6 protein-coding genes are annotated in these 12233 nt (G+C 65.4%); 2 read left to right on the top strand and 4 right to left on the bottom strand.

What is annotated here, in order from left to right:
• Positions 1-274: 274 nt before the first annotated feature.
• Positions 275-1255: a TauD/TfdA family dioxygenase gene (locus RTI28_RS06175; protein WP_316919626.1), complete on the bottom strand. Its 981-nt coding sequence runs from the start codon at positions 1253-1255 to the stop codon at positions 275-277.
• Positions 1256-2084: 829 nt separating this feature from the next.
• Between RTI28_RS06175 and RTI28_RS06170 the strand changes: the two genes are divergently transcribed.
• Positions 2085-3299 (top strand): PepSY domain-containing protein, encoded by a 1215-nt coding sequence (locus RTI28_RS06170; RefSeq protein ID WP_316919625.1) that lies wholly within the window; start codon positions 2085-2087, stop codon positions 3297-3299.
• Positions 3296-3835: a thiamine pyrophosphate-binding protein gene (locus tag RTI28_RS06165; RefSeq protein WP_316919624.1), complete on the top strand. Its 540-nt coding sequence runs from the start codon at positions 3296-3298 to the stop codon at positions 3833-3835. The genes RTI28_RS06170 and RTI28_RS06165 overlap by 4 nt, the downstream gene beginning before the upstream one ends.
• A 271-nt stretch (positions 3836-4106) precedes the next feature.
• Here RTI28_RS06165 and RTI28_RS06160 read toward each other — a convergent pair whose 3' ends face one another.
• The 3 genes from RTI28_RS06160 to RTI28_RS06150 form a co-directional block, all read right to left on the bottom strand.
• Positions 4107-4328 (bottom strand): MbtH family protein, encoded by a 222-nt coding sequence (locus tag RTI28_RS06160; RefSeq protein ID WP_316919623.1) that lies wholly within the window; start codon positions 4326-4328, stop codon positions 4107-4109.
• 81 nt (positions 4329-4409) lie between these two features.
• Positions 4410-5804, bottom strand: coding sequence for an aspartate aminotransferase family protein (locus tag RTI28_RS06155; protein ID WP_316919622.1), 1395 nt, complete (start codon positions 5802-5804; stop codon positions 4410-4412).
• 154 nt (positions 5805-5958) lie between these two features.
• Positions 5959-12233, bottom strand: a 6275-nt coding sequence (locus tag RTI28_RS06150; RefSeq protein WP_410478959.1) for an amino acid adenylation domain-containing protein, incomplete at its 5' end; no start/stop codon positions are given.

Genomic DNA, 12233 nt, shown 5'->3' with positions numbered 1-12233 from the left:
CCGCGCGGCGCATCGCGGGCAATGCCCGCTCCCACATTTGTTGCAACGTGCCTATGCCTGACAGGCCATGGTTGTTCGCCTTGTTTGCACGACGCGGTATCGCGTCGGCCCGAAGGGCTTCCCCGCGATAGATCGCCAAGCGACAAAGGCTGGCGACGCCTATCCCACAGGCAATGGCACGTTGCGACAAATGTGGGAGCGGGCATTGCCCGCGATGCGCCGCGCGGGCGGCGCTCGATCTCAAGGACACAAGAAATCCATCGACCAGCCCCAGCTACCGCTCCGAATACCCCTGCGCCATCGCCACCACCACCTTGCGCTTGCCGGTGAACGGCGAGCGCGCATGGGCGGCGAGCATGTTGTCGAGCATCATCACGTCGTTCTCCAGCCAGGGGAACTTGATGGTGCATTCGTCCAGCACGCCGCGCACTTCGTCGAGCAGGTCCACTTCGATGGGCGAACCGTCGCCGTAGTAGACATTGCGCGGCAGGTCCATTTCCTCGTCCACCACGTCCAGCAGGCTCTCGCGCACCTCCGCCGGCAGGTTGGAGACATGGAACAGATGCGCCTGGTTGAACCAGACCATGTCCTGGGTGACCGGGTGGCGCGCCACCGACTGGCAGATCTGCCGGGTCCGCAGCTCGCCGTCGTCCTTCCACTCGCACTGGATCGAGTGCGCGCGGCAATAGGCCTCGACCACGCTTTCGTCCTCGGTGTTGAACACCTGGCTCCACTCCACGTCGAGGCCGTTGCCGTAGTTGCGCACGTACATCAGCTTCTTCTCGACGAAGCGCTCGCGAATCCGCGCCGGAATCCGCCGGTAGATCTCGCGGCTGTCGGCGATCGGCGTCTCGCCGCCGGTTTCGGCGGCGATCATGCTGTAGAACCAGATGCGCATCGGCCAGTCGAGGGTGTAGGCCTGCTCGTTGTGCAGCGGAATGCTCTGGTGCGCCGGGTATTCGGTGGAGGTGTAGACACCCTTGGTCACGTTGCTGCGCGGGGTCGAGCCGAATTCGTAGCTGAGCAGCGGATCGCCGAAAGCCGCGGCGAACTCGCGGAAGCGCTCGGCCCCGCCGACATCGAAACCGCGGAACAGAATGCCTCCGGCGCGATACAGGTGCTCGGCCACCAGCGGCTTGAACTCGCCCAGCGCTTCCATCAGGTCCAGGCCCGGCTCCGGCGCCTCGATCAACATGGGCAAGGTGCCCGCCCCGGCCAGCAACGGCCGGATGTCCAAACTCAACGCATGACTCATGAAAATTCTCCCTGGGAAGTTGCGCTCGCCCGAGCCCCAGCGGTCAGGCACGCACCCTGTGCAGAGGGGACGTTTGGCCATGGCGGAAAATTAAGGCTCTTCACGGAACGTGGGGTTGAGTGTCGGTGTCGGTGTCGCGAGCTTATCCAGTGCAGGTGGTGACGCCACCGGCCCCTTCCGCCGTCACGGCGGGTCCATTTTGAAAGGCTTGTCAGGGGACCGCATCAAGGCCGCCAGGTGCCTGTCTTGAGTCTTGCAGTGCCTGTGAGATCGAGCGCCGCCCGCGCGGCGCATCGCGGGCCACGCCCGCTCCCACATTTGTTGCAACGTGCCATGGCCTGTTGGATTTGAGTTGTCAGCCTTTGTTTTTTCGGCGATGCATCGCGGGGAGGCTGTTGGGTTCGACTCGGTATCGCGTCGAACCGACAAGGCGGTCAACCATGGCCTGTCAGACATAGGTACGTTGCAACAAATGTGGGAGCGGGCGTGGCCCGCGATGCGCCGCGCGGGCGGCGCTCGATCTGGAGGGCGCTGCAAGACTCAAGACAGGCACCTGGCGGCCTTGATGCGGTCCCCCGACAAGCCTTTCAAAATGGACCCGCCGTAGAGGCGGAAAGGGCCAGCGGCGTCACCGCCCGCAATGGATCAGCCCGCGATGCCGATGCCGATTCCCACCCACCCCACGCCCCTGAAACATTTACTTGCATCTACCCCCTAAAGTACCCACACCCTCGTTCGTTCAGAAACAGATGCACGGTGCTCGCCACCGTTTCCATGGACAGCGAATACCCGACCAAAACCGTCGGCCTTGCAGCGAGAGCGTTACCCCATGTCGAAGAAGTCCCGTTCGAAAATCTGGTTCCTGGTGCACAGCTGGCTGGCCCTGCCGATCTGGTTCTTCGTGCTGATCGTCTGCGTGACCGGCACCCTGGCGGTGGTGGCCAAGGAAATCATGTGGCTCGCCTACCCGGAAATGCGCGCCACCCAGCCGGACGACACGGCGCAGCGACTGAGCTACGACGAGATCATGCGGCGCCTGCACAAGGAGCACCCGGAGCTGGACGTCAACACCATCCTCCAGCCCGACGGCGAGTACTTCGCCCTCAATGTCAGCGGCACCCTTTCCGGTGGACGCAGCGTCACCGCCTACGTCAACCCCTACAGCGCCGAACTGCAGGGCTACGCCCCGGACTTCAACTTCCGCAACTTCACCCGCGCCCTGCATGGCTGGTGGCTGGTGCCCTACACCAACGGCTACCCCTGGGGCTGGTACCTGGTGTCGCTGCTCGGCCTGCCGATGCTCGCCTCGCTGATCACCGGACTGGTGGTCTACAAGCGCTTCTGGAAAGGCTTCTTCAAGCCGGTGCTGCGCCTGCGCCATGGCGCGCGGATCTTCTGGGGCGACTTCCATCGCCTCAGCGGCATCTGGTCGATCTGGTTCATCGCGGTGATCTCGGTGACCGGTGTCTGGTTCCTGATCCAGGCGATCCTCTCCGACAACCAGATCAGCCTGAGCACCTACTCCGCCGCCACCGAAGTGCTGGCCCACGACAGCGTGCCGCTCACCGCCGATGGCAGCCCGGCGCCGATCATCGGCCTGGACAAGGCCCTGCTCATCGCCCAGGCGCAAGTGCCGGGGCTCGACCCCAGCGGGATCATCCTGCCGAGCAACACCTACGGCACGATGCAGGCGTTCGGCCGCAGCTGGTACCCGCTGATGTACCAACTGGTGAACATCCACCCCTACACCGGTGAAGTGACGTCGACCTACCTGCTCTCGGACCGGAGCAACCTGGAGCTGGTCACCGAATCGATGCGCCCGCTGCACACCGGCGACTTCGGCGGGATCTGGATCAAGCTGATCTGGGCCTTCTTCGGCCTGGTGCTGTCGATGATGGTGCTCAGCGGCCTGCTGATCTGGAGCAAACGCACCGCCCTGGCCACCGTCGCCGCGCTCAAGCGCGAGGCCAAGGCCGGGAACAAAGCCAGCCGCACGGCCCCGCGCGAGCAGGACGCCAGCGAACCCGTGGAGAACTCCCTGTGAGCAAGGACATCGCCGCCCGGCCCGAATCGAACCTGTCGCGCCTGTGGCACAAGTGGCGCTTTCACCTGAACATCCTCATGGTCCTGATCCCGCTGGGTTTCATGCCCAAGTACTTCGCCGACACCGCGTTATTTCGCGGTGATGACGGCCTCGGGCAGCGCCTGGTCGGCGATGTCCAGGTCGGCCCGTGGAGCCTGAAGCTGGCCGAGCTGAAGGACAAGGAACCGGAGCTGGACGGGGTTTCCGGGTACATGAAGAGCTTCAATGCCGAACTCTGCGAAGCCTGCGGCGAGCGGGTCAAGGCCACCTACCTGCGCATCGGCAAGCCACGCAGCCTGCGCGCGGCCGGGGTGATCTTCTTCGGCTCGCCGCATCGGCTCGGGGCCTATATCCAGATCCCGCCGAACACGCCGGCGGATGCGCAGCTGTGGATCACCATGGAAGGCTGGGATGGGTCGATGCACCAGGCGGCCATACCGTTGGCGCAGGCTTCGCCGAAGACGGTGGAGTGGTTGGGGAGGCAGGTGAAGAAGTAGGTTTGGCAGGACGGCCCAACCCCCTGTGGGAGCGGATTCATCCGCGATTGGCCGCGAAGCGGCCATAAAACCTGTATCCGAGGTGTGTCAGAAAACCTCGGGACTTAGGGTTTACGGCCGCTTCGCGGCCGATCGCGGATGAATCCGCTCCTACAGGGTTTTGTGTCAGGCCCGGATACAGCATTTCAATCCTGCCCGACCTCCCGCCAGCAGAAACAAAAACGCCCCGGCATCCACCGGGGCGTTTTCCAGACAGGCACAACGGCCACAATCACTGCGCCGCCTGCGCCTCCATCTTCTGCCGCAGGCTCAACGGCCGCATATCGGTCCACACTTCCTCGATATACGCCAGGCACTCCTGCTTGAACCCGCTCTTGCCCACGGTACGCCAGCCCGCCGGCACTTCCTTGTAGTCCGGCCAGATCGAATACTGCTCCTCGTGGTTGACCACTACCTGAAACAGGATGTCGTCGCGGTCAAATACTGAAGTCATTGCTGCTCTCCGTGATTATCCAGACGGGCCGCGCAGCCACGCGGCCCTCTTGTGTAAGTAACGTTGCGCCAGGCAGAAAAATTACAGGCTGGCCACCGCAGCGGCCAGGGCGCGACCGAAAATCGCCGACACTTCGTCGACCTGTTCGGCCGTGATCACCAGCGGCGGCAGGAAGCGCACCACGCTGCCATGCCGGCCACCCAGTTCGAGGATCAGGCCACGCTTGAGGCACTCGCGCTGAACCAGCGGCGCCAGACGCGGGAAGTACGGCGCATGACCCAACGCATCGACTTCGCCACTCGGGTCCACCAGCTCGACCCCAAGCATCAGGCCACGGCCGCGGATGTCGCCCAGTTGCGGGTAGTCGCGCTGCAGGTCGCGCAGGTGCTCGGACAGGCGCTCACCCATGGCGGCGGCGTGCTCGCAGACGTTGTGCTCCTTGAGGTAGCGGATCACCGCCGAACCGGCCGCCATGGCCATCTGGTTGCCGCGGAAAGTGCCCGCGTGTGCACCCGGGGCCCAGCTGTCGAGCCACTGGCGATAGACCATGACCGCCAGCGGCAGGCTGCCACCAATGGCCTTGGACATCACCACCACGTCCGGGATGATGCCGGCGTGTTCGAAGGCGAACATCTTGCCGGTACGGGCAAAGCCGCTCTGGATCTCGTCGACGATCAGCGCCACGCCGGCCTTTTCGGTGATGGCGCGCACACCGCGCAGCCAGTCCAGGTCCGCCGGGATCACCCCGCCCTCGCCCTGCACCACCTCGACGATCACCGCCGCCGGCAGTTGCACGCCGGCCTCCGGATCGCTGAGCAGGTTCTGCAGGTAATTCAGGTTGGCCTTGACCCCCGCCGCGCCACCCAGGCCGAACGGGCAACGGTAGTCGTAGGGGTACGGCATGAACTGCACGCCGCTGGTGAGCATGGCGCCCAGCGGGCGTTTCGGCCCGAGGCTGCCCATCAGGCTCAGGGCGCCCTGGCTCATGCCGTGGTAGCCGCCCTGGAACGACAGCACGGTGCTGCGCCCGGTGGCGGTACGCACCAGCTTCAGCGCCGCTTCCACGGCGTCGGTGCCGGTCGGGCCGCAGAACTGGATCTTCGCTTCCGCCGCCAGCTGCTCCGGGAGAATGCTGAACAGGTCCTGGACGAACTGGTCCTTGACCGGGGTGGTCAGGTCGAGGGTGTGCAGCGGCAGCTCGTCGCTGAGCACCTGCTGGATGGCCTCGATCACCACCGGGTGGTTGTGGCCCAGGGCCAGGGTGCCGGCACCGGCCAGGCAGTCGATGAAACGACGCCCTTCGACGTCCTCGACATGCAGGCCCTTCGCGCGCTTCAGCGCCAGCGGAATACGCCGCGGGTAGCTGCGCGCGTTGGATTCCTGGCGGCTTTGCCGGGCCAGCAGCGGCGACTCGTCGAACTGGTAGAGCGTCTCGCCGGCCTCCTGGCCTTCGGTAAACCTGATAGCGACTGACATCTGTGCAACCCTCAAGAAAGATGGATGAGGTGAACCGTGGTTGACCCGTCGCGAACCCTCGCGACAGGCATTCATTCCTTGTTTGAAAAACGCACCAGCGCGCTGCGGATTTACCTGCTGAAACAGTTTTTTTCCGCAGCGCCGCTGCGCCGATCTACAGCGCCTCCAGCTCGGCCATCAGGTCGGACAGACGGTCGGCCTTGGCCTCGTCGATCCGCGTGTCCTGCTGCCCGACGAGGTACTCCGCCAGGGCCTGCAGGGTGTTGAGTTCGAACATGGCGCGCAGCGGTACGTGGTAGCCCAGCTCCTTCTGCAGCCGGCTGACGATCTGCGTGGCCAGCAGCGAATGACCGCCGAGGGCGAAGAAGTCGTCGCTCATGCCGATCTGCTCGACCTGCAGGACCTCGGACCAGATCGCCGCCAGTTGCCGCTCCAGCTCGCTGGCCGGAGCGACATAGGCAGCCTGCGCCACCTCCGGCTTCGGCAGTGCACGGCGATCCAGCTTGCCGTTGGCACTGAGCGGCATCTTCTCCAGCAGGACGAAGTGGCTTGGCACCATGAACTCCGGCAGGTGCACCTTGAGGTGAGCCTTCAGTTCGTTCACATCCAGGCTCGCATCCTGCGGCACCAGATAGGCCGCCAGTTGCTTGCCGCTCGGGCCGTCGATATCGATCACGCTGGCTTCCCATACCGCCGGGTGTTCCTGCAGACGCGCCTCGATTTCGCCCAGCTCGATACGCAGGCCGCGGATCTTCACCTGGTGGTCGATACGTCCGGCGTACTCGATGATCCCTTCGCCGCGATAGCGGGCCAGGTCACCGGTGCGGTACAGACGACCGCCCTCGGACGAGAACGGATCCGGCACGAAGCGCTCGGCGGTCAGCGATGGACGCTTGTGGTAACCGCGGGCCAGACCCACGCCGCCCAGGTACAGCTCGGCGGCGCAACCTGGCGCGGCTGGCAGCAGGCCGTCTTCGAGGATATGGGTCTTGAGGTTGTCGATCGGTTGGCCGATCGGCACGCTCAGGTGGTCGTCAACGGTGCAGGTCCAGTGGGTGACGTCGATCGCCGCTTCGGTCGGGCCGTACAGGTTGTACAGGCCGGCCTGTGGCAGACGCTTGAGCACCTGCGCAGCCAGCTCGGCCGGCAGCGCTTCACCACTGCACACCACGCGCTTCAGGCTGTGGCAGCTCTCGACCTGCTCGCTGGTCATGAACGCCTGCAGCATCGACGGCACGAAGTGCAGCGTGCTGACGCCGTACTGGTTGATGGTCGCCACCAGACGCTCCGGATCACGGTGATCACCCGGCAGGGCAACGGCCAGACGGGCACCGGTCAGCAGCGGCCAGAAGAACTCCCACACCGACACGTCGAAGCTGAATGGCGTTTTCTGCAGCACAGTGTCGCTGCCATCGAGGCCATAGGCCTTCTGCATCCAGTGCAGACGGTTGACCAAAGCACGGTGGCTGTTGCCGGCGCCTTTCGGCTTGCCGGTGGAGCCCGAGGTGTAGATCACGTAGGCCAGGTTTTCCGGCACGGTGTGCAGCGAAGGATTGGTTTCGCTGTATTCGCTCAGGTCCAGTCGATCCAGGCACAGTGCTTCCACGCCCGCCGGGATCGGCAGTTGTTGCAGCAGCGAACCCTGAGTCAGCAGCAGACCAATGCCACTGTCCTCGATCATGTAGGCCAGACGGTCCTGTGGATAATCCGGGTCCAGCGGCACGTAGGCACCGCCCGCCTTGATGATCGCCACCAGGCCGATGACCATTTCCAGGCTGCGTTCTACCGAGATGCCGACCAGCGAATCCGGCCCGACACCCTGCTCGCGCAGCTTGTGCGCCAGCTGGTTGGCACGGCGGTTCACTTCGGCGTAGCTCAGTTCTTCCCCGGCGAAGATCAGCGCCGGCGCATCCGGCGTTGCCGCCACTTGCGCTTCGATCAGACTCTGGATGCACGCCTCGCTCGGGAACTCGGCAGCCGTGGCGTTCCAGTCGCGCAGGATATGCTGCTGTTCGGCAGCCTCCAGCATCGACAGCTCGCCCAGCGCAGTCTGCCCGCTCAGCACCAGCGCATCGAGCAGTTGCCCCAGGTGCGCCGCCAGTTGCGCCACGGTTTCGCCCGCCAGTTGGCCACGGTCGTAGCTCATACGCACGCTCAGTTGCTCGCCCGCCTCGATCACCAGGGTCAGCGGATAGTGGGTCTGTTCCTGGCTCACCACCTTGTCGAACACCAGCGATTGCGGTGCAGCCTGTTGCAGGGCATCGGCGATCGGGTAGTTCTCGAAGACCATGATCGAATCGAACAGCGCCTCGCCACTCCAGCCGGCCCAGCGCTGCACGTCATACAGCGGGGTGTGCTCGTGCTCGCGCAACGCCAGGTTGCGTGCCTGCACCTGCTGCACGAACTCGGCGACACGCTGCTCGGCACGTGGGCTGCCCACCACCGGCAGGGTGTTGATGAACAGACCGAGCTGTTCCTCGACACCCGCCAGGTCGGCCGGACGACCAGCCACGGTGGCACCGAAGGTCACGCCCGACTGCCCGGTGTAGCGCTGCAACAGCAGCATCCACGCGGCCTGCAGCAGGGTGTTGGCGGTAACGCGCTGGTCGCGGGCGAAGTCGTTGAGACGACGGGTACGCGCTGCATCCAGGGTCAGCAGTTGGTCGGCGAAGCCTTCACCCTCCGCCGGCGCCTTGAACACCGGCACCAGACGGGTCGGCTCGCTCAGGTCGATCAGTTGCTCGCTCCAGAAACGCTCGCTGACCTGGGCATCACGGCCTTGCAGCCAGTGGATGTAGTCGCCGTAGCGACCCCGTGGCGCCGCCACCGCTTCGCCGCGGTAGTGCTGCAGCACCTCGCCGAGCAGACGCGAACTGCTCCAGCCGTCGAGAAGGATATGGTGGCTGGTGTACACCAGTTGCCAGCGATCCTCGCCGGTGCGCAGCAGGGTCAGACGCAACAGGGCATCGTGCTGCAGATCGAAGCCGCGCTGCTGGTCCGCCTCGGCGAACGCCTCCAGCGCCGCCTCCAGGTCGGCACGCCCACGCCAGTCCTGAACCTCGAACGGCAGCGACAGGTGCTTGCGGATCACCTGCAGTGGCTGGCCGAAGCTGCTGACGAAGTTGGCGCGCAGCACCTCATGGCTGTCCACCACCGCCTGCCAGGCCGCGCGGAAGCGCTCGACCTGCAGGCCGCGCACCTCGGCGCGCAGCTGGTTGACGTAGCTGCCGCCCTCCTGCTCGAACAGGCTGTGGAACAGCATGCCCTGCTGCATCGGCGACAGCGGGTAGAGATCGGCGATTTCGCGAGCAGCCAGCGGGAACTGGTCCAGTTGCACCTGGCTGAGACCGGCCAGCGGGAAGTCCGATGGCGTCACGGCACCTGGCGCCTTCAGGCAATGCGCGATCAGCGCGGCCAGTTCGGCGGCATAGTCGTCGGCCAGGTGCTGCACCGTGGCTTCGTCGAACACCTCGGCACTGAAGGTCCAGTCCAGCGCCAGTTCACCACCGGCCACCTGGCCGTCGATGCTCAGCAGGCTGCCCAGGCTGGCCTGCGGGCTGACGCCCTGGCCACGGTTTTCGCTGGCCGGCGCGAACAGGCTGTCTTCGAAGCCGGCATCGAGCTGACCCAGGTAGTTGAAGACGATGGAACCCTGGGCCAGCCCAGCCAGGCTGTCACGCGCCGCCTGGTTGCCGAGGTAGCGCAGCAGGCCGTAGCCGAGGCCCTTGTCCGGTACCGCGCGCAGCTGTTCCTTGACGGTCTTGATCGCCACGTCCAGCTCCGCCGCGGCGCTGAGCTTCACCGGGTACATCGCGGTGAACCAGCCGACGGTGCGGGTGATATCCAGCTCGGCGAACAGCTCCTCGCGACCATGACCTTCCAGACGCACCAGGGTCTCGGCGCGACCGGTCCAGCGACCGATCACCCGCGCCAGGGCGGTGAGCAGCAGGTCGTTGATCTGCGTGCGGTAGGCCGCCGGGGCCTCCTGCAGCAGCTGGCGAGTCAGCTCGCGGTCGAGGCGGCTGCTGACCGAACGGGCATGGCGCTGTTCCAGGCTGCCGTCGGCACGGTCGCACGGCAGTTCATCGCTGACGCCTTGCAACTGCGCCTGCCACCAGCCCAGCTGCGCATCCACTGCGGCGCTCTGTGCATGCTGCTGCAGACGCTCGGCCCAGTGTTTGAACGAGCTGGTCTTGCGTGGCAGCGCGGCGCCGTTGCAGGCCGCCTGCAGGTCTTCGAGGAGGATGCGCCAGGACACGCCGTCCACCACCAGGTGATGGATCACCAGCAGCAGGCGCTGTTCGCCTTGCGGCAGGTTGACCAGCAGCGCGCGCAGCAGCGGACCGTCGTGCAGATCGAGGCTGCGTTGCGCCTCATCGGCCAGCGCCTCCAGTTGCTCGATGGCGGCCAGTTCGCGGACCCACAGCACAGCGTGCGCTTCGTCGCGCAGGTGCGCCTGCCCATTGCGGAAGCTGGCGCGCAGCATATCGTGCTGAACCAGCAACGCCTGCAGCGCGGCGTCGAGGACGTCGGCACGCAGCGGCTCGCGTGGCGTCAGCAGGACGGCCTGGTTCCATTGTTGCGGCTCGGCGATCTCGCGCTCGAAGAACCACTGCTGGATCGGCGTCAGCGGCGCCTCACCCACCACCATGCCCTGCTCCGCCTGCACCGCCGAGGCACGGCTCGCCACCTGGGCGACACCCTGCACGGTCTGGCGCTGGAACAGGTCTTTCGGGGTGAACACGATGCCGGCCTGACGGGCGCGGCTGACCACCTGGATGGAGATGATCGAGTCGCCGCCCAGTTCGAAGAAGTTGTCGGTGACACCGACCTTCTCCAGTTTCAGCACTTCGGCCCAGATCGTCGCCAGTTGGCTTTCCAGCGCGCTGGTTGGCGCGACATAGGCGGCCTGGGTCACTTCCGGCTTCGGCAGTGCACGGCGATCCAGCTTGCCGTTGGCGCTCAGCGGCATCTTCTCCAGCAGGACGAAGTGGCTTGGCACCATGAACTCCGGCAGGTGCACCTTGAGGTGAGCCTTCAGTTCGTCGATGTCCAGGCTCGCATCCTGCGGCACCAGATAGGCCGCCAACTGCTTGCCGCTCGGACCGTCGATATCGATCACGCTGGCTTCCCATACCGCCGGGTGTTCCTGCAGACGCGCCTCGATTTCGCCCAGCTCGATACGCAGGCCGCGGATCTTCACCTGGTGGTCGATACGCCCGGCGTACTCGATGATGCCTTCGCCGCGATAGCGGGCCAGGTCACCGGTGCGGTACAGACGGCCGCCATTGTCCGAGAACGGATCCGGCACGAAGCGCTCGGCGGTCAGCGATGGACGCTTGTGATAACCGCGGGCCAGACCGACGCCGCCCAGGTACAGTTCGGCGGCGCAGCCTGGCGCGGCTGGCAGCAGGCCGTCTTCGAGGATATGGGTCTTGAGGTTGTCGATCGGTTGGCCGATCGGCACGCTCAAATGATCTTCAGTCGTGCAAGTCCAGTGAGTGACGTCGATCGCCGCTTCGGTCGGGCCGTACAGGTTGTACAGGCCGGCCTGTGGCAGACGCTTGAGCACTTGCGCAGCCAGTTCCGCCGGCAGCGCTTCACCACTGCACACCACGCGCTTCAGGCTGTTGCAGCTTTCCACCTGCTCGCTGGTCATGAACGCCTGCAGCATCGACGGCACGAAGTGCAGCGTGCTGACGCCGTACTGGTTGATGGTCGCCACCAGACGCTCCGGATCACGGTGATCGCCCGGCAGGGCAACGGCCAGACGCGCACCGGTCAGCAGCGGCCAGAAGAACTCCCACACCGATACGTCGAAGCTGAACGGCGTTTTCTGCAGCACGGTATCGCTGCCGTCCAGGCCGTAGGCCTTCTGCATCCAGTGCAGACGGTTGACCAGCGCGCGATGGCTGTTGCCGGCACCTTTCGGCTTGCCGGTGGAGCCGGAGGTGTAGATCACGTAGGCCAGGTTTTCCGGCACGGTGTGCAGCGAAGGATTGGCTTCGCTGTAACCGTTCAGGTCCAGTTGATCCAGGCACAAGGACTGCACAGCATCCGGAACCGGCAGTTGCGCCAGCAGCGAGCCTTGGGTCAGGTCCAGCGGCACGTAGGCACCGCCGGCCTTGATGATCGCCACCAGGCCGATGACCATTTCCAGGCTGCGTTCTACCGAGATACCGACCAGCGAATCCGGCCCGACACCCTGCTCGCGCAGCTTGTGCGCCAACTGGTTGGCACGGCGGTTGACTTCGGCGTAGCTCAGTTCTTCGCCGGCGAAGATCAGCGCCGGCGCATCCGGCGTTGCCGCCACTTGCGCCTCGATCAGGCTCTGGATGCACACCTCGCTCGGGAACTCGGCAGCCGTGGCGTTCCAGTCGCGCAGGATATGCTGCTGTTCGGCAGCCTCCAGCATCGACAGCTCGCCCA

This window comes from Pseudomonas sp. zfem002 (genome assembly GCF_032621685.1).
Taxonomy (GTDB): Bacteria; Pseudomonadota; Gammaproteobacteria; order Pseudomonadales; family Pseudomonadaceae; genus Aquipseudomonas; species Aquipseudomonas japonica.
The sequence above is the reverse complement of the archived record's forward strand: the minus strand, read 5'-3'. Positions and strand labels throughout refer to the sequence as shown.

Excerpts from the sequence above, each read along its gene's own strand:
- RTI28_RS06175 (WP_316919626.1), bottom strand. The coding sequence starts at position 1,255 with ATGAGTCATGCGTTGAGTTTGGACATCCGGCCGTTGCTGGCCGGGGCG.
- RTI28_RS06170 (WP_316919625.1), top strand. The coding sequence starts at position 2,085 with ATGTCGAAGAAGTCCCGTTCGAAAATCTGGTTCCTGGTGCACAGCTGG.
- RTI28_RS06160 (WP_316919623.1), bottom strand. The coding sequence starts at position 4,328 with ATGACTTCAGTATTTGACCGCGACGACATCCTGTTTCAGGTAGTGGTC.
- RTI28_RS06155 (WP_316919622.1), bottom strand. The coding sequence starts at position 5,804 with ATGTCAGTCGCTATCAGGTTTACCGAAGGCCAGGAGGCCGGCGAGACG.